This is a genomic window from Hymenobacter siberiensis (genome assembly GCF_018967865.2).
GTDB classification, from domain to species: domain Bacteria; phylum Bacteroidota; class Bacteroidia; order Cytophagales; family Hymenobacteraceae; genus Hymenobacter; species Hymenobacter siberiensis.
In genome coordinates this window covers 2,091,842-2,111,593 of record NZ_JAHLZY020000001.1, presented here as the reverse complement: position 1 = coordinate 2,111,593, position 19,752 = coordinate 2,091,842, and the positions used below count along the sequence as shown (strand labels likewise).

At 58.8% G+C, this 19,752-nt stretch carries 22 protein-coding genes and 4 pseudogenes; 11 read left to right on the top strand and 15 right to left on the bottom strand.

What is annotated here, in order from left to right; translation table 11 throughout:
* Positions 1–74: 74 nt before the first annotated feature.
* The 4 genes from KQ659_RS09395 to KQ659_RS09380 form a co-directional block, all read right to left on the bottom strand.
* Complete coding sequence (locus tag KQ659_RS09395; protein ID WP_216689027.1) at positions 75–776, bottom strand: hypothetical protein; 702 nt, start codon at positions 774–776, stop codon at positions 75–77.
* Positions 777–1,109, bottom strand: a complete 333-nt coding sequence (locus tag KQ659_RS09390) for a hypothetical protein (RefSeq protein WP_216689028.1) — start codon at positions 1,107–1,109, stop codon at positions 777–779.
* A gap of 1 nt (position 1,110) precedes the next feature.
* Positions 1,111–1,263 (bottom strand): hypothetical protein, encoded by a 153-nt coding sequence (locus tag KQ659_RS09385; protein WP_216689029.1) that lies wholly within the window; start codon positions 1,261–1,263, stop codon positions 1,111–1,113.
* 113 nt (positions 1,264–1,376) lie between these two features.
* Positions 1,377–1,580 carry a hypothetical protein gene (locus KQ659_RS09380; protein WP_216689030.1) on the bottom strand — a complete coding sequence of 68 codons (204 nt, stop codon included), beginning with the start codon at positions 1,578–1,580 and terminating at the stop codon, positions 1,377–1,379.
* A gap of 280 nt (positions 1,581–1,860) precedes the next feature.
* Between KQ659_RS09380 and KQ659_RS09375 the strand changes: the two genes are divergently transcribed.
* The 5 genes from KQ659_RS09375 to KQ659_RS09355 all read left to right on the top strand — a co-directional run bounded on the left by KQ659_RS09375 (position 1,861) and on the right by KQ659_RS09355 (position 4,469).
* Positions 1,861–2,316 carry a hypothetical protein gene (locus KQ659_RS09375; protein WP_216689031.1) on the top strand — a complete coding sequence of 152 codons (456 nt, stop codon included), beginning with the start codon at positions 1,861–1,863 and terminating at the stop codon, positions 2,314–2,316.
* 446 nt (positions 2,317–2,762) lie between these two features.
* Positions 2,763–2,903, top strand: coding sequence for a hypothetical protein (locus KQ659_RS09370; protein WP_216689032.1), 141 nt, complete (start codon positions 2,763–2,765; stop codon positions 2,901–2,903).
* Between the two features lie 81 nt (positions 2,904–2,984).
* Complete coding sequence (locus KQ659_RS09365; protein ID WP_216689033.1) at positions 2,985–3,554, top strand: hypothetical protein; 570 nt, start codon at positions 2,985–2,987, stop codon at positions 3,552–3,554.
* Positions 3,555–3,566: 12 nt separating this feature from the next.
* Positions 3,567–4,004, top strand: a complete 438-nt coding sequence (locus KQ659_RS09360; RefSeq protein ID WP_216689034.1) for a hypothetical protein — start codon at positions 3,567–3,569, stop codon at positions 4,002–4,004.
* Positions 4,005–4,007: 3 nt separating this feature from the next.
* Positions 4,008–4,469 (top strand): hypothetical protein, encoded by a 462-nt coding sequence (locus KQ659_RS09355; RefSeq protein WP_216689035.1) that lies wholly within the window; start codon positions 4,008–4,010, stop codon positions 4,467–4,469.
* Positions 4,470–4,531: 62 nt separating this feature from the next.
* Here the strand turns inward: KQ659_RS09355 and KQ659_RS09350 are convergent, their stop codons facing one another.
* Positions 4,532–5,890 (bottom strand): hypothetical protein, encoded by a 1,359-nt coding sequence (locus KQ659_RS09350; RefSeq protein WP_216689036.1) that lies wholly within the window; start codon positions 5,888–5,890, stop codon positions 4,532–4,534.
* A gap of 741 nt (positions 5,891–6,631) precedes the next feature.
* Positions 6,632–7,856, bottom strand: a pseudogene (locus KQ659_RS09345) (transposase).
* Positions 7,857–7,918: 62 nt separating this feature from the next.
* Between KQ659_RS09345 and KQ659_RS09330 the strand changes: the two are divergent.
* Positions 7,919–8,653 (top strand): NADPH-dependent F420 reductase, encoded by a 735-nt coding sequence (locus tag KQ659_RS09330; RefSeq protein WP_216689040.1) that lies wholly within the window; start codon positions 7,919–7,921, stop codon positions 8,651–8,653.
* 117 nt (positions 8,654–8,770) lie between these two features.
* Positions 8,771–9,631, top strand: coding sequence for a fumarylacetoacetate hydrolase family protein (locus tag KQ659_RS09325; RefSeq protein ID WP_216689041.1), 861 nt, complete (start codon positions 8,771–8,773; stop codon positions 9,629–9,631).
* Positions 9,632–9,663: 32 nt separating this feature from the next.
* Here the strand turns inward: KQ659_RS09325 and KQ659_RS09320 are convergent, their stop codons facing one another.
* The 3 genes and pseudogenes from KQ659_RS09320 to KQ659_RS09310 form a co-directional block, all read right to left on the bottom strand.
* Positions 9,664–10,323, bottom strand: a complete 660-nt coding sequence (locus KQ659_RS09320) for an IS630 family transposase (protein WP_216689042.1) — start codon at positions 10,321–10,323, stop codon at positions 9,664–9,666.
* Positions 10,311–10,775 (bottom strand): helix-turn-helix domain-containing protein, encoded by a 465-nt coding sequence (locus tag KQ659_RS09315; protein WP_216689043.1) that lies wholly within the window; start codon positions 10,773–10,775, stop codon positions 10,311–10,313. The genes KQ659_RS09320 and KQ659_RS09315 overlap by 13 nt, the downstream gene beginning before the upstream one ends.
* A gap of 83 nt (positions 10,776–10,858) precedes the next feature.
* A pseudogene (locus KQ659_RS09310) lies at positions 10,859–11,623 on the bottom strand (SDR family oxidoreductase).
* Positions 11,624–11,890: 267 nt separating this feature from the next.
* Here KQ659_RS09310 and KQ659_RS09305 point away from each other — a divergent pair.
* On the top strand, positions 11,891–12,349 hold the full coding sequence (locus tag KQ659_RS09305) for a VOC family protein (RefSeq protein WP_216689044.1): 459 nt from the start codon (positions 11,891–11,893) through the stop codon (positions 12,347–12,349).
* 156 nt (positions 12,350–12,505) lie between these two features.
* Here KQ659_RS09305 and KQ659_RS09300 read toward each other — a convergent pair.
* Both KQ659_RS09300 and KQ659_RS09295 read right to left on the bottom strand, forming a co-directional pair.
* A pseudogene (locus KQ659_RS09300) lies at positions 12,506–12,727 on the bottom strand (gfo/Idh/MocA family oxidoreductase); the annotation flags it as partial.
* Positions 12,728–12,735: 8 nt separating this feature from the next.
* Positions 12,736–13,116 carry a transposase gene (locus KQ659_RS09295; protein ID WP_216689046.1) on the bottom strand — a complete coding sequence of 127 codons (381 nt, stop codon included), beginning with the start codon at positions 13,114–13,116 and terminating at the stop codon, positions 12,736–12,738.
* An 80-nt stretch (positions 13,117–13,196) separates the two neighbouring features.
* On the opposite strand from KQ659_RS09295, the gene KQ659_RS09290 reads away from it, so the two are divergent.
* A complete protein-coding gene (locus KQ659_RS09290) occupies positions 13,197–13,709 on the top strand; it encodes a hypothetical protein (protein ID WP_216689047.1) in 513 nt (170 codons plus the stop codon).
* Here the strand turns inward: KQ659_RS09290 and KQ659_RS09285 are convergent.
* Positions 13,689–14,173 (bottom strand): annotated as a pseudogene (locus KQ659_RS09285) (hypothetical protein). The gene KQ659_RS09290 and the pseudogene KQ659_RS09285 sit on opposite strands and share 21 nt — an antisense overlap.
* A gap of 137 nt (positions 14,174–14,310) precedes the next feature.
* Between KQ659_RS09285 and KQ659_RS09280 the strand changes: the two are divergent.
* The gene (locus KQ659_RS09280; protein WP_216689048.1) at positions 14,311–14,943 is read left to right on the top strand and encodes a hypothetical protein; all 633 of its coding nucleotides are present in this window, start codon (positions 14,311–14,313) and stop codon (positions 14,941–14,943) included.
* A 37-nt stretch (positions 14,944–14,980) separates the two neighbouring features.
* Here KQ659_RS09280 and KQ659_RS09275 read toward each other — a convergent pair whose 3' ends face one another.
* The 3 genes from KQ659_RS09275 to KQ659_RS09265 form a co-directional block, all read right to left on the bottom strand.
* Positions 14,981–16,450 (bottom strand): GH1 family beta-glucosidase, encoded by a 1,470-nt coding sequence (locus KQ659_RS09275; RefSeq protein ID WP_216689049.1) that lies wholly within the window; start codon positions 16,448–16,450, stop codon positions 14,981–14,983.
* An 89-nt stretch (positions 16,451–16,539) separates the two neighbouring features.
* Entirely contained in the window at positions 16,540–17,568 is a 1,029-nt protein-coding gene (locus tag KQ659_RS09270) for a glycosyltransferase family protein (RefSeq protein ID WP_216689050.1), read from the bottom strand.
* Between the two features lie 174 nt (positions 17,569–17,742).
* Positions 17,743–18,621: a UDP-2,3-diacylglucosamine diphosphatase gene (locus KQ659_RS09265; protein WP_226929908.1), complete on the bottom strand. Its 879-nt coding sequence runs from the start codon at positions 18,619–18,621 to the stop codon at positions 17,743–17,745.
* Between the two features lie 503 nt (positions 18,622–19,124).
* Here KQ659_RS09265 and KQ659_RS09260 point away from each other — a divergent pair.
* Positions 19,125–19,715: a hypothetical protein gene (locus tag KQ659_RS09260; protein ID WP_216689052.1), complete on the top strand. Its 591-nt coding sequence runs from the start codon at positions 19,125–19,127 to the stop codon at positions 19,713–19,715.
* Positions 19,716–19,752 lie beyond the last annotated feature (37 nt).

Sequence of the window (19,752 nt, the reverse complement as noted above, 5' to 3'; positions counted from 1 at the left end):
GTGGCTCGTGGCGTTAATGATGGGCGGCAGGTACGTAAAGTGTTCCATAAAGGAGGGATACCCCATCTCCCGGCCTACTCCGAGGTTGTTAAATACCAGTCCACCGTCTTGATGTGCTCACGCACCTTGGTCACCGCCTTCTGCACGTAGGAACGCTTGTAATCGGACTGGGCGATCAGCTCCTTCATGCTCCACTGGTTCAGGATGAAACTCTTGTAGAGCGAGACCTCATCAAACTTGAAGAAGCCGTCAGCCACGCAGTCATCGAGGTAGTCGAACAGCTTGCCCCACAGCTCGGCGTAGTAAGCATCCGTAAGGTCCTGGTCGGTCCTGTCGTGGTCGCTGGATACATCCGCCAGCTTATCGGCGTAGTCGTACACGTCCACCGTCTGGGCTTTGCTTCGGGTGATGCGGTGCTGCCCTTCCTCCAGCCACTCGGGGTCCTTGGTCTTGCGCTTCGCTTTGGCCTTGTTGCTGATCTTGCCCGCCTGCGTCCGGTAGTTGCACCACGCACCGAAGAGCACGTAGCCGATCATCTTGCCCTCGCTCTCGAACGACACCAGCCCTCTATCGTGGCGCTCGAGCATGTTGGCGACCACTTCGTTTACCAGGTCCATGACCTCGTCACGCCGCAGGGTGATGCGCAGCTTGAAGCGTATGCCGTTTTGCACCTTATCGAGCAGGAGGTCGTAGTTGTTGCCGATGGCCCGGCGCAGTTGGGCGTCTGTCAGGTGGCTGGTTTCGGGTTGGGCGGTAGAGGGGGCGGCGGGTGACAATTAGTACTTGGGGTGGATTTCGTCGTAGCGCTGGGCTATCAGGTTGCCGACGAAGTAGAGGTTGCCCGCTGTCTCGTAGTCCTCGGTCTTGGTGTAGCGCTCCTCTGCGTTGGTGCATGCGGCGATGGCCAGCAGCATCGTGGACTGGTCGTAGCACATCTCGATCACAAGCATCCGGGCGTCACGGTGGAAGGCGGCCTTGTCGGCTTTGGAGAGTGCCTTGCCCGACGTGATGCCGTAGTAGTCCATGTAGTCGCTCAGCTCGGCGATCATGTCGTTGTTGATGCCTGCGAACTCCTCGAGCACGGGTGCGGTCTTCTTCTTCGTGGCCATGTTATTTGGTGGCGTTGTTTGTCGTGGGCGTGAAGGCCTTCGTGTTGGTGCGGAAGTAGACCGGCTTGTCGGCACGCTGCAGGAGGATGTCGTAGAGCACGCTGCCCAGGTAGGAGCTGCTGGCGACAGTGATGGCGGTGAGAATGAGTAGCATAGCGGCGGTAAATCGTTTTTGTATATACTGCGCAGAGAGTGCTCCCTTTCACGTTTGGACAGAAAAAGCCCTGCTCCATTTGCATGAAGCAGGGGTTATCCATATCCGTGGGCTTATTTCTTTTCAGCCTGGACGTTGTAGATCACGGCCACGATGCCGAGCACCAGGCCGAATGCGCCGACGCTGGTGTAGGCCGCTTTGCTCAGGCCGTTCTGCTCGCCGATGGCAGCGAGGCAGCCGAACAGGATGATGATGACAGCAGCCTTGGGGGCCATCGCAATGGTGCCCAGGAAGAGGGCGTCGAAGAATCGTTTCATGATGTTATACCACGTTTTGAGCCGGTTGGCTTGCGGTATATACTGGCCGTGGGCCCTTCCCCTACCCCTCGAAAATAAATTGCAGCAATACAGTAAGGGAAGCGGTAATCGCTGATATATATGTTGTCCTCGCAGTAGAGGATTATAAAATAGTCCCACGTATAACATGGCACGCAACAGTAAAGACACCCAAGCAACCGTCCGCCGGGCAGAGATCAAGGAGCGCCAGTTCCTCGGCTGGTTCTTCCAGAAGCTGGCAACGAAGTACACCCTCGCCGACGTGGCCATCTCGGAGGTCGGCAACATGGAACGCTTCGACGCTCTCTTCGGCATCGTCGGCAAGGCCCGCACGGCCACCTGCATGATGGAAGCCAAGGTGCGCAACGGCCACTTCGACGTGCGCAGCATGCGTGACACCTTCCTCACCGTCTCCAAGTTCAAGGCCCTCTGCGCCCACCGCCAGGAGATGGGCATCGACCGGCTCTACCACGTCGCCTTCTACAAGGGCGGCGCCATGCTGCACGACCTCACCGACCACGCCGACGGCAAGAAGACCTTCGAGGTAGAACGTGTCGACGTGGCACAGACCAACTCCGAGGCCCACGCCGAAACCCGTGCCGAGGACAAGTACCTGATGATGCACGCCGACGGCAAGCTCATACCCTACCACCGTGACCCGGCTACCAACCAGGCCATCTACTACGCTTTGGCGACCATCCCCGACAAGTACTTGTAACCCGCCTGCGCCACCCCGTAAAACCAGAATTGCCCCTTCGGATAACGGAGGGGCAATTATTTTATATGAACTTTCAAAGGCGTAAGCCAAAGAGAGTGTGCACTTTAACTGTTTTTCAAAAACCGCACACTCTTCGTGCTGGGCGGAATTGGACACAAAGATAGGGGCTAGGAAACGGGTTTACAAGAATCTAATATTGTACTGTTATCATAATCGGTGGTAATGGTAGAAGGGGTTGAAGGACCCGGTATGCCCTTTGAATAGTGCGTGATGCGGTAGAACGGAAACCCGCACACCCCCCGTGTCATGACGCACGGCACCCGCACACTACCGAATACTGTAAGGCCATTTCTTTCGAAAGTAGTGGTATTGCAGCTGCTGTTACATTAGTCTATCGCTATAACTTCGACTTATTATTTAACCGATTTAACCCCCTTCTTTCTGTCATGAAAAAGTCTGAGAAGTTCTTCTTTGGAATGCACGACAAGCTCAGCCAACTGGTCGCCCACGGTCTCATAAGCAACGACACAAAAGTCAAAGCTATGTCCTCGCTGCGCTACGACCCGGCGTTCAAGCGCTGCAAGTAACCTCCTCTACCACAGTCTTCAATGGCTGGCATCCGTCAAGGGTGCCAGCCTTTTTTATTTCCAACCAACCCCAATTCCATCATGGAACACCACCACCACCCAAACTTCCGCAGCCTCAGCTTCCTAGAGAAGTGTAAGAAGCTCCACGACTGCCAAGCACTGGCGTCCCAAATGCGCAGCACAATGGTCGTCGACGCTGGCATTGATGCTGCCAAGCACCCAGAGCACGCCGCCGCCATATTCGAGTACGCCTTGAAATGGTGCGAGGCCCTTTCGCCGATCATGCACTATTACACGTGCGACTTCAAGGTGACCACTGCACCCATCGCCGAAGCGCTCGTCGAGGCATTCTGCGCAGTCGACGCTTTCCGAAAGTACTACCGTCGCTTCAGCATCGACAACCCGCCCTCCTTCAAGGAGCACAACCTCGCCATCTGGCGTGACCGCAATGACGCTTTCGCCGCTGACGAAGCTAACCTCAAAGCGATCCGCTATAAGCGCCGTGAACACCGTGAAGCCATTGCCGCAGCCTTCGAGCAAGAGGCAGAACAAGCAGTAGCCAAACAGCCCGATACGACAGTGAAAGGCATCGCTGCGGCCATTACGAAGGCAACACCCACCAAGCGCAGCTTTCACTACAAACGCAAGTAACCCACTAACATCATGAAACAACCCTTCATTACCAAACAGCAATTGCGTGACGACCTGGCCATGTCCCAGGAGTCACTCTACAGGCTCGGCGTCATCCTCAACATCAGTAGTAGCCTTATTGGTAAGCTGGAAGAGAAGCTGCGAACCGCACCGGCCGACGTCACGGACGTGCTCAACTACGTGGTGACGTGGCACGAGGAGGTCATGCCAGAGGTAGTCGTCCGTCACGACGACGCCGTCAAACTAAGCGAGTTCGACCCCGACTACATTTACGGCAACGTGCTGGCCAGCTACTACAGAGCCGAGGCCATTGAAGAACTACAGCGTGACGACCTGTGGCCCCGCAACCTCGACAGCAACCAGACGCTTGATCTAGACGACGTACGCAGCGCCGCATCTGACTACTTCGATGACCGCTACTGTACCGCCGAAGAACTTTTCGCCAATTAGTCCATGCGCAACGAACAAGACCGCAACGATAGCGTCAAAAAGCTGAAGAGTATTCATGCCAGTTTGAAAACATACTGCACAAATCCTAACGGCAGACACTTTGCTGCATATGGCGGAAGAGGCGCAACTATTTGCCCCGAATGGATGGATAAAAACGGCAATAGTCGGTTTGCTGATTGGGCGTTAGACAACGGCTATGAGCCTCGTCTTAACCTAATGCGTCGTGATAAAACCCTACCCTACAGCCCAGCCAACTGCTGCTTTGCTGACCGGAAAACCGTCCATCGAAATAAAGCAACGGTCCGCCCTGTGCATTTTAAGGGGGTAAAAACTTCGCTTGGTGAAGCGATTGAATCGTTCTTACCCTCCTACGATAATGTGGTCTACACCCGGGTGCGCTTACGTATTGACGCAGGCTGGTCTATAACAGACGCTGTAACCAAGCCGCCTAAATCGACCATGTAGTAACATCAACAGAAAAGCCCCGCAGCTCATCACTGCGGGGCTTTTTTTGTTTTAGGCCTACCCTACTCGCTCAGCTGCTTCGTACGCTGCACCAGGTGGCTGCCTGTGATGGCCAGATAGCCGCCCAACACCTTGGCGTCGCTGCTGCCGATCATCTCCAGGATCTCGTTCACCGAGAACCCCTTTGTGAACGAGTTCGTGATGAAGCTGCGCCGACCGCAGTGCATCGAGAGCAGCTTCCACATCGGCTCCTCGTAGACAACTGCCTCCCGCAGCTTGTGGCGGTAGTAGTGGACCGGCTTGTCGAGCCCCGCCATCTGCGCCAACTCCTTCACTGCGAGGTTGAGCTTGGGCAGCGGCACGACGTTCAGATCGCCGTTATACCTATCTAGGATGAGCCGTATGCGATCCGTCATCGGCACCTTAGCATTGCCCCTGTTTTTCTGTGTTAGGATCGTGAGCAAGCCGTTTTGCACAACCATCTGCTTGCTGCGAATGATGTCCGACCAGCGGAAGCCGGTGATGCAGGCGAACACGAAGATGTCACGGTAGCGGGCCATCGTGCCGTTCAGGTGCTTGATGGCCCACACCTTGTCGATCTCTTCCTCGGTCAGGAAGACGATCTCTTTTTCCTCCTGGTACACCTTCCACTTCCGGTAGGCTTGGTGCACCTTGACGTTGTGCTCGGTCTCGCACCACCGCAGGAACGCCTTCAGCTCCTTGATCCGCTTGCCGAAGATGTTGTTGAACCCACCCCGCACGTCGAGAAAGTACTTCGCCAGCCGCTCGTAGAACCAAGCGTCCATCTTTGCAAACTCCATCGGTGCGTCGTGCCACGCCTGAAACTCGTGGACCACCTTCACGAACAGCTTCTTGTCCTTCTTCGTGGAGGCGGCGTCGTGCACCGAGCCGTTGCCGTACATGATCAGCAGCTCGTGGAAGCGTCGTGACGTGCCCGTGGTCGGCAGCAGTACCGGTGTGGGCACGGGCTCGGTCAGAGTCCTGGCCGCTTCTTTTGCTGCCAAGTCTGCCTTGCTGGGTCGGCCCTTCTTCCTGGGCTCCGGGTCCGGTGCGAGCACTGGCGGTAACGCTTTGGGCTCGTGCAGCTTTACCTGCTTGGTTGGTGCTGACACCACGCCGTTGAGTTGGTCACGCACCAGATCGACGGTCGGCTCCAGCCCTCGCAGCACCACGTCCAAGGCGGCGTTCATCACGGCCGACCGCTTCAACTGGATAACGGCGTTGAGCTTGATGTTGTCGGGGTGTGACCTACGGATAGTGCCATTGTCCTCATCGAAGAACTTTGGCAAAATCGTTAGACCCGTGCGTACTGCGAAGTACTTGTGTTTGTGCGTGTACCTCACGCTGACGATGCTCTCTAGACTACGGGCCATCGGCCGCAGATATGCGCTGGTTTTCATTTGATTGTGCTATTTGATTCAGATCGAAGATAGCAAGCAGCTCTCACCGAATAGCAGTATTTATGGATTATTTAGTAGCGCAGTAAGCACAGCCCCAAGTGGCGCATCCGAAACACGCAAAAGTGTACATCCCTCTGGAAGCCAGCGGCTTACAGCACAGGTTCGAGTCCCGTCCAGACCGCTACCGTTTGCTAAAAAGGCCCTTCACTTGCAGTGAAGGGCCTTTTTGTTTTTTCAGTGACAGCCTGGCCTTTTGGTAGCGTAAAAATGGAATACTGTGCAGGCCATACGGGGGCTCATTACTGAAAGATGGTAGTGGTGTAAGTGACGGCGGGGTTAACGGCGCTGACCGTGGTGCCATAAGTTATTGATAGGTTGAGTGGAGCCGGTGAAAAGCGGATGGGGCAACGCGCCCAAGCCAGTACCGACAATGCAAATACCTGTATTCTTCAGGTTTGTGAAAGCAGGCCCCGCAGGTTTCTGTCTGTTCGCATCTGGTGCAACAGGCTCTCCCGGGCCTGCGACGCCCACAACCACCTGCTGGCACTTCCCGATAGCTACCTTGACGAACAAGTGGGCCGAACGATATCAGGTGGTCCCACTACGCTTCCACCCGCTTTGTGAGCAGGGTGGCCAGCTAGCTGCGCGCAAAACAATAGCAACCGTCTGGTAATGAAACGGCGGCTATTTACCAACAGCCGGCTGCCCACTTCTAAAAAAGCAATTGGCTGCCGAAACTGTTTAGCTGCTTGCAGCAACCAATTGCTGTTGCGAAAACCCTTTAATAGAACTTACGCACTCGACTATACAAGTGCTTGAATGAGTGGTTTTTGGAGCAAATCCCGCAGGTAGGGTGCCCATTGCTGTTGGTACGCCTGATAAATAGTTTGCCCCATGCGGCGGACGTGTTGACGCAGCGATACCCAGGCCAAGTAACAACAGACCAAGTGGTTGCGTTGCGCCATCTCCTTCCGGCACTGGCACTTCTCCGACCCCCGTCAACTGTTTGAAGCTGCGGTGAAACTCCTCTACCTGCCAACGCACCTGCACGGCTTCAATCACCATTTCGCGGGTCAGATGAGCAGCCAAGTGGTTGGTAATGAACCATTCAATGGGGTGCAACCCAAATTGTCGCATTGTCAGCCCTGCGCGTAGCGCTGAATGGGCCACCGTTGGTGCCTGGGCCGATAACAACGTAAATCCGGCACCATTGCCGAAGGGTGGAAGCGACAATTTGGGTTGCACCCATTCAATGTCGCCGTTCGTGGCCACTAGCTTGAAGCGTTTTACGCCAAAGGGCACTTCTTTCAGGCGCACTTCCACGCCCTGACTCCAACCGCCGGGCGGCGGCTCCAGCGTAGTCAGGCCTTGGTAGCCGCTTTCTTTGGCCAGGCTCACCAACCGGTTGCTTTTCAGGGTCGTGAAAAACGTCCAACCGGCACGATGAATGCGTTTCAAATTCGTGCTGCCCGCATACCAGGAATCAAATAAAATGGTGCGTGCCAGTAGTTTGCCCTCCGCCGCAACCTGGTCAAACATGGCCAGAAAATGGTCGTTTTTCGTCTGTTCGTCTTGGTCTTCTTGGTCGGGCGCGCAGGTGCGCGTAGGTGCGGTAATCCAGGGGTAGGAAATCCCCGGCTTCGCCGCTACTATGCCCCAAATTGACCAGCCCAATGCCGGTGACCATGCCGTGCGCGTTGCCCGAATACAGCCGCTTGGTCAGGGCGATAAAGCGGTTGTGGCGTTGGTCTTGTACGCTGTCGTCGACGAGCAGAAAAACCGCAGGCGAATCGTGGAGCAAGGGCTGAACTAATTCGCGCAACTAATTGATGGGCAGTGTGCTCGTGCGCAAAAACTGATTTGCCTGGTCGTGGCTTACATCGGGCAGATGGGCTGTCAAATGCGTGCAGGTGTAGTTCGTGGGCGTACTGAGCAGGTACTCGATGTAAGCGGTTTGGGTCAGCATGAGCGGGCGGTTTTGCTTAAAGTACCCCAAAATGCGTAAGTCCTATTTAATCAAGTACTCGCATGAAAATTGGAATCATTGGAGCCGGCCACATCGGCAGCGCCCTTGCCGTGCGGCTCACAAGTCTCGGTCACTCGGTCCTCATTGCCAACTCCCGCGGCCCCGAAACCCTAAAGGGTGTGGCCCAGAAAACCGGCGCAACACCCGCCACGGCTCAGGAAGCGGCCCACTACGGTGAAATTATCGTGGTAACCATTCCGCTGAAAAACATCCCCGACCTGCCCAAAGACCTGTTTGAGGGTGTGCCAGCTGATGTGCCGATTATTGATACGAGCAACTATTACCCCCTGCTGCGCGATGGCCGGATACCCGAGCTGGAAAGCAGCGACCTGACCGAAAGCGAATGGGTGCAGCAGCACCTGGGCCGCCCCGTGGTGAAGGTGTTCAACAACATCTACGCCGACCACCTCAAAAAAAAGGGCCAGCCCGCTGGCATGCCTGGCCGTATTTCCCTGCCCGTGGCCGGCGATGATGCCGCCGCCAAGCAACAAGTAATGGCCCTGGTGGATGAACTGGGCTTTGATGCCGTGGACGATGGCAGCCTGCATGAGTCGTGGCGGCAGCAGCCCGGCACGCCGTACTATGGGGCCGATATGCCCGCCGATAAGCTGCGCGAGCACCTGGCCAGTCTGGGCACTCAACGTACGCCGGAGCAGCACGCCGAATTCCTGGCCAACCACGCCAAGCAGGGAAAGGAAATGATGAAGCAGTTTCAGCAGTCTTCTTCGGCCGAATAGTCAGCTGATGGATAAAACGTTATGAAAAGAGCCGTGGCGAAAGTCATGGCTCTTTTTTTGGCAATCCCTATGGCAGTACGTTCTTGCAGCTTCTATTTGCCTCATCTGCACCACCAAATGAAACTCATCCGCTACGGCCAGCCCGGCCACGAGAAGCCGGGCGTCATCATCCAGGACCAACAATTCGACGTTTCGGCCTTCGGAGAAGATTACAACGAGACGTTTTTCGCCTCCCACGGCCTGCAACGACTCCGGGAATTCCTGCTGGCCAACGAAGGCCAACTCGCGCCCATCGCCGCTGACGAACGGCTCGGCCCGCCCGTGGCCCGGCCTTCCAAAATCCTGTGCATCGGCCTGAACTACGCCGACCATGCCCGCGAAACCGGCGCTACGCCCCCGCCCGAGCCGGTACTGTTCATGAAGTCGACCACGGCCTACGTAGGGCCGAACGACGACCTCATCATCCCCAAAAACTCGGTGAAAACCGACTGGGAAGTGGAGCTGGCCGTGGTTATAGGCAAACGCGCTTCCTACATCACGGAGGCTGATGCGCCCGCTTACATCGCCGGCTACGCGCTGCACAACGACGTGTCGGAGCGTGAGTTCCAGCTGGAGCGCAGCGGCACCTGGGACAAGGGCAAGGGCTGCGACACCTTTGCGCCGGTCGGCCCGTTCCTGGCCACGCCCGATGAGATTGGCGATGTCGACAACCTACGCCTCTGGCTCTCGGTGAACGGCCAAATGATGCAGGACGGCACCACCGCCAACCTCATTTTCAAGATTCCCTTCCTGATTTCCTATCTCAGCCAGTTTATGACGCTGCTGCCCGGCGACATCATCTCGACCGGTACGCCGGCCGGCGTGGGCCTGGGCATGCAGCCGCCCGTGTACCTCCGGCCCGGCGATGTGGTGGAGTTGGGCATCGACGGCCTGGGCACTTCGCGGCAGGAGGTGAAAGCGTATTCAGCAGCTTCCTAACGCACAAAACCCCCACTACTGGTCAAAAAACATTAAATAATCGGGTATAATCGGCTTAATTTAATGCGGGCATCAGCGGTTTTGAATTGCCAGTTGCGCGGTTTTAGGTTGGCATTTTGCTTGTTTTTCCACCGTTCGACGACCGCCTGCACGGCTTCTTTGCTCGAAAAGGAGCGGTCAAGCACTTGGCGCGTGAGGACGGAGAATTCAATTTCAGCCATATTCAGCCACGACCCGTGGACGGGGGTGTAAATGATTTCCATCCGCTGCACATAGGCCCGGGCGACTTCCGGTGGGAAGTGGGCGTAGAAGTTGCTGATTCGGTGCGTACTCAGGTTGTCCATCACCCAGCGCACTTTTTTCGCTTCCCGGGAGGTCGTGTCCATTAGCCGGGCCACGAACTGCACCCACGTGGCGGCTTTGTGGTCGTTCTCCACGGTCAACTCGCGCCAACCGCGCAACGGTTCGGTGGCGACGAACAACTCCACCACGCCCCGGCGCACGTATTCCGAATCGCGGTGTGGCTGCCCGTTGGAAGCAGTAAATTCTTGGTAATCGAGTAGTTGTTTAGGCGATTCGTCCAGGCACACGACGGGAAAATCCGCGTCGTAGGGCTGCTCGTACACGTCGAGCACCTGCTCCATCTGGCACACAAAGGCCGCGTTCTCTTCGGCCGGAATCACCCATTGCATGGGGCCCTGAAAAGGCTTAAGTTCGTTTTTTTTAGCAGCCGCACCACCATTGTGGTCGAAATATGCTCGACTACCTGCAACTCCACCAGCCGGTTGGCCAGCATCCCCAACTGCCAGCGCGGGTGGTCGTCGGGGGGACTTTGGCAGAGCAAGACCGTCAGATGGGCTTCTACCCGACCATCTATCTTCTTGTCAGAGCGCGTTTTACGTACTTTCGGCTCGAACATCTTCAGGCCTTCCTCGCAGAACTGACGGCGTACCCGTTCCACCGTGCGCGTGCAGATGCCCAGCACGGCAGCCAGTTCCAGGGCCGGGCGGCGCCCGGTCTGCTCGTCGCTGTTCAACAAAATTTGAATGTCCCGAAGTTTAGCCGAATGGGCTTTATACTTCTTCTGCCACCCCTCTAGGGTCTGGCGTTCGTCGGCGGTCAGGTAAAGGCGATAAAGGGTCATAACGAAGGACTTAGTCACCCTTAATCCGACACGACCAATTAAAGTTTTTGGACCACTACTTCATAAAAGAAATCAGCCTGCAATTACCGCCCCATCCAGCCGCCATCCACGGTGAGGATGGTGCCGTGCACGTAATCGGAAGCGGCCGAGGTGAGGAACACGGTGGGGCCTTTAAAATCCGCCGGGGTGCCCCAGCGGCCGGCCGGAATGCGGCCCAGAATGGTCTGGCTACGCTCTGCGTCCTGGCGCAGGGCAGTGGTATTGTCGGTGGCGATGTAGCCGGGGGCAATGGCATTTACGTGCACTCCCTGGCCGACCCATTCGTTGGCCAGCGCCTTCACCAGGCTGCCAAGGGCACCCTTGCTGGCCGTGTAGCCGGGCACGTTGAGGCCGCCCTGGAAGGTGAGCAGCGAAGCCGTGAAGATGATTTTGCCGCTGCCCTGCCGCAGCATCTGGCCGCCAATGGCGCGGGCCTGGCGAAACGGCGCGTCAAGGTTAATGGCCAGCATGTCGTCCTGGTCCGAATGTTCGGCGGCGGGGGCGCGACGGATAGTGTCGGCGTTGTTGATGAAGATGTCGATGCGCGGGAAATCCTGCTGCACCCGTGCGATGAAGGCATCGGTGGCGGTACGCTGGCTGAAATCGGCCTGGTAGGCGTGGAAAGCGCGACCCAGCGCCCGCACCTAGCGGCCGGTGTCACCGCCATCGGCCGCCAGCGTGGCCGATACACCGATGATGTCGGCCCCGGCTTCGGCCAGCCCCAGGACCATGGCCTGGCCAATACCTTTGTTACAGCCGGTTACCAGCGCAATTTTTCCGGTCAGGCTGAAGGCGGAATTACTGTTCATGCGGCAAGAAATGGATGGCTGAAAAATGTGACTACCCAAAAATAGCGCCGCCCGCCCGGCGCGCTCTGCCACCCGCTACCGGGTATCGTCGGCGCTTATGCCACGCGCAATGAGCAGCCCGAACAGATTTAGCCATTCTACCCATGCACATTCGGCAAGCCAAACCACTGCAAACCAGAAAGATGAGGCACGGGCAACTCGCAAAATAATTGCACCTTGCGGCAGCTTTCACCGGCCAGTTTGCACGGCTAATTCACTTCGTAAACCATGAAGAAAACGCTTTTCAGCGTCTCATTGAGCCTGCTAATGGCGCTCAGCAGCGCGAAACCTGCTTTCGCCCAAAGCACCCCGGCGGTCAGCCACGTCGCGCTCTACGTCTTCGACCTGCAGAAGAGCGTGGATTTCTACGGCAAGGTGCTGGAGTTGCAGCAGATTCCGGAGCCGTTTAAGGACGGCCGGCACGTCTGGTTTCGGATGGGGCCGCACAGCCAGCTGCACATCATTCAGGGCGCGGCCAAAGTGGAGCCGCACGATAAGAACCTGCACCTGGCTTTCAGCGTGAAAGACCTGAAGAAATTCACCGCCCACCTCGACCAGCTCGCCACCACCTACGGCAGCTGGGCCGGGCTGGCCAAGGAATCGACCGCCCGGCCCGATGGGGTAAAACAAGTATATCTGCAGGACCCGGATAATTACTGGGTGGAGGTGAACGACGACCCGTTTTAGGGTATGCGGGCAGTAATAAACTGACCGTCATGCAGCGCGCAGCGAAGCATCTTTACCGCTCAACGCAATCAATCACCATTGCGATAAAGATGCTTCGCTGCGCGCTGCATGACAGCATTTTGCCTGATATCCACGGGTCCTAGACCTGCCCCGCTTCTACCAGCCCGGCTGATACGTGCGCTTCACAAACTGGTTGGCCTCCTCGAAATTGGTGACGCGCAGCTGCTGCGGGTCCCAAAGCAGCTCGATGCCGCGGCCGGGGTAGTCGAAGCCCGTGCCGATGGTTTTGGGCCGCTGAATATCGTAGCCGCGAATGGCGAGGTTGGCCATGAGCAGGGCTTCGGTGAGCGGGCCGGCCAGCTCAAAGGGCGAACTGACGGCTTACTCTACCCTATGATTTTCACAGATATTTGATAATGAGGTACTTGTTTGATAACCCAATCCAGTAGCTGTTCAACCAACTGATTGACTGTTGTTTGCGCGCCCGTCGTCGGACGGGTGAGTTGGCGCACGATGTTCAAGCCGTGGCGGCTCAGGCTCGTGGCCCGGTACCCGTGTTTTTTGCGGGCGATGGGCTGGCGTCGGTCTGCGGCGTGCCCCACGGCCAGACAAAAGGCGTAGGCCAGACTGACCAGGGCCAGGAGTTTACGCAGCTTGTGGTGGCAGGCCAAGTGACTATTTTCCAGGTTAAACCCCCGGCCTTTCAGATTCTGGAAGCACTGCTCGATGGTCCAGCGCTTGGCGTAGAGCTGGCCCAACTGCTGCAAGCCCGAGGTGCCAAAGAGAAAAAGAAACTCGCCGCCGACCAGCGCCTTGACCTGCGCCCCGCCACGGCCGCCGTCACGCCGTGGCCGACTGGGGCCTGCACCCGGGCCAGTGCCGCCAACTGGCCGCGTGCCAGGTCGACGGGGTCTGGGGCGGGGCGCAGGTCACGGCCCTGACCGGGGGCGGGTACCTGTTCCTTTTCGGCACGGCCAACGTCGCTTTTTTGGGCCAGTTCTACCGCAAGCGCTGGACCATCGAAGCCTGCTTTCAGAACCTGAAAGGGCGCGGCTTTGCCTTGCGCGGGACGCATTTGCAGTGCCGCGGCAAGCTCAAAAAACTCGTTGGCCTCGTGAGCCTGGCCTACGCGCTGTGTGTCAGCGTGGGCACCTGGCTCCACGAAAAGGTGCAACCCATCAAAACCAAAAACAACGGCTACAAACGCGCCAGTTTCAGCCGCCACGGCCTCAACGCTCTGCGGCAATACACGCGGCCCGGCCGCAGCACTGACCCGGCCTTCATCGCTAGCATGAACGCCGTGTTTCGATTTATTATTTGCCAACTAACTCTTTATCAATTAACTAAAACAGTAGGGTAGAGTAGTTTCGATGTACACCTCGTAGCCCAGCGGCTCGAAGAGGCGGCGGGGCCAGTCGGGACCGGGCGCGGAGACGACGGCCACTTTAATGGCCAGCGGCATCGCTTCGTTGGGCAGGTCGGACTTGTCTTTGCAGGTGCTGTTCATAGCCGTGCCGAAGGCTTTGCTCAGGGCCGCGCTCAGGAAGGACGAGGCCACGTAGGGCCGGTCGTTCACGTATTGCTCCAGGGCAAAGCCTTCGCCGCGGCCGCCGCTCCGGCCGCGCACCAGACCGATGGGGTCGAGGTCGAGGAGCAGGGCGGCAGTACAGCGCTCGGCGGTGGCTTCGGGATAGAAAACGTGGGCCTGGCCGCCGGCTACTTCAATCCTTGTAGGCGCGCCGGGTTCTTGTGCAGCAGGTAGCCCAGGTCGGTGGCGGGCTGGTAGGTGGCGGGCTGGCAGGTGGTGGAGATAGTGAGGAGCATGGGCGACAGGCAGAAATTCAGGGGCCCGAATGTAGCACGGGCGTGGCCAGCGCAGGGTGAGGTTACAAGTTGAGAAGTAGGTTTGCGGACTGCTAAGCCGTTTCCCGGCCCCGTTTTTCCCGTTACCGCTGCTTCCCGTGCCCGACTCCCCTCCCGCTTCCGCCCCCATCGGCCCGTCCCTCACCGATTTCGCCAGCTTCTACCTCTACGGCCTCACCAACCAGCCCTACCAGCAATCGGCTGATTTGGGGATGTTTGGCGAGCTGTACCAGCAGGTTATCGGGGCGCATGGCGGCCTGGGCATCGCCAGCTCCTTCCACCCTTACCAGCTGGTCAATCAGGCCGGTATTACGGTGTGGTACGCGGCCTACGCGCAGCTCTACTCCCAGCCCAACCGGCTCGAGCTATTTGCCGAAATGACCGTCGAAAAGGCTTCTTTCGTGGTGGAGCCGCCGGCCTCGTTCGCCGAATTTCACATCTGGCCCGATACCCGCCTCACCACCGACGAAAACCCGATTTTCGGCCGCTTCGTGCCCTTCGTTATTCCCTTCCTGGTCCGCAAAGACCCCGAATTATTGCGCTGGGATGCCGAATTTGCCGCCGCCGAGGGCAACCAGGCCCGCATCAATCCTTACCTGAAAACGGTGAATGCTGCCCTCAAATTTGTGCAGCCCAAGCCGGCTTTCGTACTGGGCTTTGGGGAGTTTGATGAGCAGCAACCAGAGCTGTTGATTGAGAAGTTTCTGAACTGCCGCGATATGCTGCTGTAGCACGGACTTTTAGTCCGCGTAGTGCGCGAGTGGCCGCTTACCGGCCCAAGTTGTGCGAGCCACGGACTACAAAGTCCACGTTACTTTCTACCGCCTGTCCGCCCAGAAACGCCTGGTACCAGCGCCCCGAGTCCTTCACAATCCGCTCCTGCGTTTCGTAATCGACGTGAATCAACCCGAAGCGCGGCCCGTAGCCCTCGGCCCATTCGAAGTTATCGGTGAGGCTCCAGGCGAAGTAGCCGCTCACGTCCACGCCATCGCGCCGGGCCCGCAGCACCTGCCCGATGGCCGCCTGCAGGTACGCCCGGCGGGCGGCATCGGGCACCTGGCCCTCCGCTGCCACATCCGGAAACGCTGAGCCACTTTCAGTTATCATCAAAGTTGGTGCATTTGGATAAGCAGCAAACTGTTTCAACATTTGGTAAACCGACTCGGGATATACCTCCCAGCCCATGTCGGTATAAGGCACGCCGCGCTGCCTGGCGGATACCAGCGCCGCCCATTGCAGCGGCAGCCAGGGCGAAAATTTCACCACCTCACGAGTGTAGTTCTGGATGCCCCAGAAGTCGAAATCAAAGGCCATGCGCTGCTCGTCGCCGGGTTTCTGGTAGCGGTCCAGCAGCCAGCGCAGGGCTGGCAGCTCGGCCACGGGGTAGCCCAGGCCAAGGGTGGGCTCCACGAAAAAGCGGTTCAGCAGGGCATCGGCGCGGCGGGTGGCGGCTTCGTCATAGGCATTGCCGGGGCGGTGCGGCGTGAGGTGCGAGCACGAAAACGTGGTGCCAATCCGGGCCGAGTCCGGTAGCATGGCGCGCAGGGCGCGGCCGCCCTCGGCCTGGGCCAGCGTGGCATGGTGGGCCGCCGACAGGAAGGCCCCAAGGTGCCGCCGGCCGGGCGCGTGCACCCCCAGCAGGTGGCCCGCGCCCACAAATACCATGGGCTCATTCAGCACGGCCCATTGCGGCACCCGGTCGCCGAGGCGACGGGCCATGAGCTGGGCATACTCCGAAAACCAGCCCACGATGCTGCGATTCGCCCAGCCGCCTTTGGCCTGCAGGGCGCTGGGCAAATCCCAGTGGTAGAGCGTGAGCAGGGGCCGCAGGTCGCGCTCCAGACAGGCATCCACCAGCCGGTCGTAGTAGTCGAGGCCGCGGCGGTTCACGGCCCCGGTGCCCTCGGGCAGCACCCGCGACCACGCGGCCGAGAACCGGAAATCGGTCAGGCCCATGCCGCTGGCCAGGTCCAGGTCGGTTTCGTAACGGTTGTAGAAATCGGCGGCCACGCGCCCATGCTCGTTGCGCCGGATGGTGCCCTTGCGGCGCGTAAAATCGTCCCAGATGCTGGGGCCTTTGCCCTGGTGCTGCCACGCGCCCTCCGTCTGGTAAGCGGCGGCCGAGGCACCCCACTGGAAATCGGGACCAAAATCGGCCCGGGAAAAGGGTAACGGAGCGGAGGCCGGGTAGAATGCGGCGGGCAGCGGCTCGGAGTAGTTAGGCGGCAGTTTAATCATGCGCGGGGCGCGGAGAATTTATTAATAGTGAGTCATGCAGACTGGACGTCATGCTTCGCTGCGCTCTGCATGACGTTCTTTTTCGCTTTTTACTGGCCCACAACCGTCCCAACACCACTTCCATACAATTGCTCCCGCAGCAGCTTATCAATCACGGCGGCCGTTTGGTCGGGGTAATCCACGGGGATGGTTTCGTCGCGGTTCAGCCACTGGTCCACCTTGTCCAGGTTCTTGTCTTTGAAGTTTTTGATGACGGGCACGCCCATCTGGACCAGCGCGGCGGCGTTGCATTGCTGCTCGTATTGCTGCTTCATGGGCATCACCAGCAGCTTTTTGCCCAGGTACAGCGCCTCGGCGGGGGTTTCGAAACCGGCCCCGCAGAGCACGCCGGCCGAGCGGGCCAGGCTGTCGAGAAAGGCCGGGCCGCTCACGGGCCACACCTGCACGTTGCCGTAGGTGGCAGGCGTCTGGCTGTGCTTGCTGAACACCTCCCAGCGCACGCGGTGGCTCAGGTGCTGCAGGCGCTCCACCAGTATTTCCTCCTCGTAGGCCGGCAGATAAACGGTGTAGTGGCCTTCGTTGGTGGGGCTCAGCTCGCGCACCTGCTGGCGGATAACGGGCGTAGAAATCTCCGGCGCATACGACTGAAAATGAAAGCCGTACTGCGCCGTATTGGGGGCGTAGTGCTTCAGCACGGCGCGGCCGGCGGGGTCTTCAGCATCGGGGCGCGGCGAGGCCGGATTGAGCACGGCACTTTGGTGGCTGAGGGCCACGCAGGGCACTTGCCGCAGCTTGCAGGCCCAGCTACTCACCGGCTCAAAATCACTGATAACCAAATCGTATTCCTCCACCGGCAGGTGCCGGACTTCGTGCAGAAATTTGGCCGAGTTGAACTGCAAAAACGTCTTCACGAAGTTGATGCCGCCCTTTTTACCAAACACAAACCCCATGCCCTGCGCCCTGTACTTCACCTCAAAAGGCAGGGGCAAATCGGCGGGCGGGCCGCTCACAAGCAGGTCGAGCTGCTGGCAGCGGCTTTGCAGCAGCGGCACCACATCGAGGGCGCGGCTAAGATGGCCGTTGCCGGTGCCCTGGATGGCGTAGAGGATTCGGGACATTTAATAGTTTCAGATTGTTTCAGACTGAATAGTAGCGTAATAAACTGAACGTCATGCTGAGCGTAGTCGAAGCATCTCTACCGCTTCGTTATGGGAGCAATTAATTACTCTCGCGGTAGAGATGCTTCGACTGCGCTCAGCATGACGTGCTTTATTACTGTTCAACACCACCGTTTACGCCTTAATCTTAAACTCGGCCAACAACACTTCCAGCAGCTGCGCCGGGTTGGCATCGGCGAGTTCCTCGGCGGCATCGGCCGCGTCGGCATCGGCGGCCTGCTGCATGCGGGGGTCGTCGTTGTAATAATAGAGCTGCCAGCCGGCCTCAGCCGTGTATTCGAGGGCCGTCAGATTTTCCACCCAATCGCCGGAATTCAGGTAAACTACCTCCCCTTTTTCGGTGGGCAGGGGCTTGATTTCGGGCTGATGAATGTGCCCGCAGGCCACGTAGCGGTAGCCCCCATCGGCGGCAATGGCAGCGGCCGTTTCCTCGAAGTTGCTCACCGCCGAAACCGCCGATTTCACCCGCTCCTTCACCAGCTTGCTCAGGGCCACGCGGGGCCGGCCCAGCCTGGCCAGCAGGTAGTTCACGCAGCGGTTGATGAGAATCAGCAAATCGTAGCCGTGGCCACCCAGCCGGGCCAGCCAGCGCGAGTGCCGCATGGTCACGTCAAACACGTCGCCGTGAAACAGCCAAGTGCGGCCGTGGGGCAGGTCGAGCACCAGCTTGTTGTCGAGGCGGAAATTGCCCAGCTTCAGGCCGGCAAACTTGCGCAGCAGCTCGTCGTGGTTGCCGGTCAGGTAATGGATTTTGACGCCCTTGGCGGCCAGGCCGGTCAGGTAGCGCACCACCCGCATGTGGGCCGGCGGCCAGTAGTTTTTGCTGAACTGCCAGATGTCCACGATGTCGCCGTTTAGTACCAGCACCTGCGGCCGGATGCTCTTGAGGTAGCGCAGCAGTTCGGTGGCGTGGCAGCCATAGGTACCCAGGTGCACGTCGCTGATGACGGCCACCTGCACGCGGCGCTTGCGGCGGGCTTTAGGCCTGGGCACAATCACCGGGGGCATTTCCCCAATCCGGACGAAGGCGCGGGGGCTATCCTCATGCCGCCGCCGGTTGAATGAACCGCCCCCCACGCGCCGGCCCCGCCTGCCGACGCGGCCGGATGGCTGGCCCCGTCGACCGGCGGCCAAACCCGCCGCCCAGGGCCGAGCGCAAGCTACCCAGCGTGTGCAGGGCATACGCACACTACAAGGCCAGCCGAAACACCTCGTACACGAGCCAGCGCCCCAGACGGCGCAGCCCCGAAATCAAAGCCGGAAAGTACATAGCAGGAAAGTTGATAACCGGTGAAAATCCTGCTTTCAAAGTTCGTCCATGCCTGTGAAGCCTGCATTACGACCGGATTACGCTTAAATCAACAAGTACCCGGTGGGACCAGTCCAATTTTCCAGGGGGTAATGCAGGGGATTCCGGCGGGGCCTTCGTTTCTTTGCAGCCCCAATTATTCATAATACGAATCCGTCCTCTTAAACTCCATATTTTAATTTTTCTGATGCAGTTTCTACCCCGCCTGGCCCGTCATTTCCTCACCATCAGCCTGCTCCTGCTGTGCGCCGGGGCCGCCCTGGCCCAGCCCACCGGCAAGGCCGCAAAAGGCCGTAAGCGCTACACCTTCGCCCAGAAGGACGAGGAGTCGCCCTACGTGAAAAACGTAACCAAAAACACCGACGACGAGCAGGACGTCGACGGCTCCTTCACCCGCCTCGGCTACCGCTCCTACACCGACATCCTCACGGAAATCACCCACCTCAAAAAGCTGCACGACTGGGCCGATACCACCTACCAGCGCCGCGTGGCCGCCATTCCGGCCGGTGGCACGCTGGTGGTCATCGTGCACCGCCAGGGCCCCAAAGGCGTGGAAATGTCCAACCTCACCCTCACCGCCACCGACAAAGCCGGCAAGGAAGTCTTCACCCAAACCCTGGCCCCCGCCACCGGCCGCTTCTTCGGCCGCGACCTCTACCAGGGCAAGGCCGTCATCCCCTTCCCCAAAATGGACCCGCAGGAACTCAACGTGAGCATCCGCGACGCCAAGCTGTACCAGACGTTTGATTACACGCTGGAAATGCCGGCAGCGCAGTAGCGCTGCCACAGGGCCGCTGCTTTCGACTGGTCTGCAT